This window comes from Cedecea sp. B1(4), from assembly GCF_059414925.1.
Map to the genome: position 1 here is coordinate 1 of NZ_JCAHMZ010000286.1, position 493 is coordinate 493.

A 493-nucleotide genomic window follows, 5' to 3' on the forward strand; every position below is an offset into this window, starting at 1 on the left:
TCACCAAGTCCAGGGCTTCGCCGCCACGCACTTCGCCGACGATCACGCGGTCAGGCCGCAGGCGCATCGTGGCCCGCACCAGCTCGGTCATTGTGACGACGCCGGCGCGGGTGCGCAGCGGCACATGGTCGCGGGCCGCGCATTGCAGCTCGATGGGGTCGTCGAGCACCAGCACGCGGTCGCCTGTGGCGGCGATCTCGGCCAGCAGCGCGTTCGCCAGCGTGGTCTTGCCGGTGCTGGTGCCGCCGGCGATCAGGATGTTCTGCCGCTCGCGCACGGCGCGGCACAGGAACTCGGCCTGCCCGGCGGTCAGGATGCCGTCGGCCACGTAGCGATCCAGGCCGATGATGCTCACGGCCCGCTTGCGTAGCGCGAAGGCTGGCCCCGGGGCGGCCGGAGGCAGGATGCCCTCGAAACGCTCGCCGGTTTCCGGCAACTCGGCGGTCAAGAGCGGCTGGCCGCGATGCACCTCCGCGCCGACATGCGCGGCGAC

1 protein-coding gene is annotated in these 493 nt (G+C 72.2%); it reads right to left on the minus strand.

Annotated elements, in window-relative coordinates; all coding sequences use genetic code 11:
• The coding region (locus ACR6JA_RS22970) for an ATPase, T2SS/T4P/T4SS family (RefSeq protein ID WP_494599808.1) at nucleotides 1–493 on the minus strand (493 nt) is incomplete at both ends.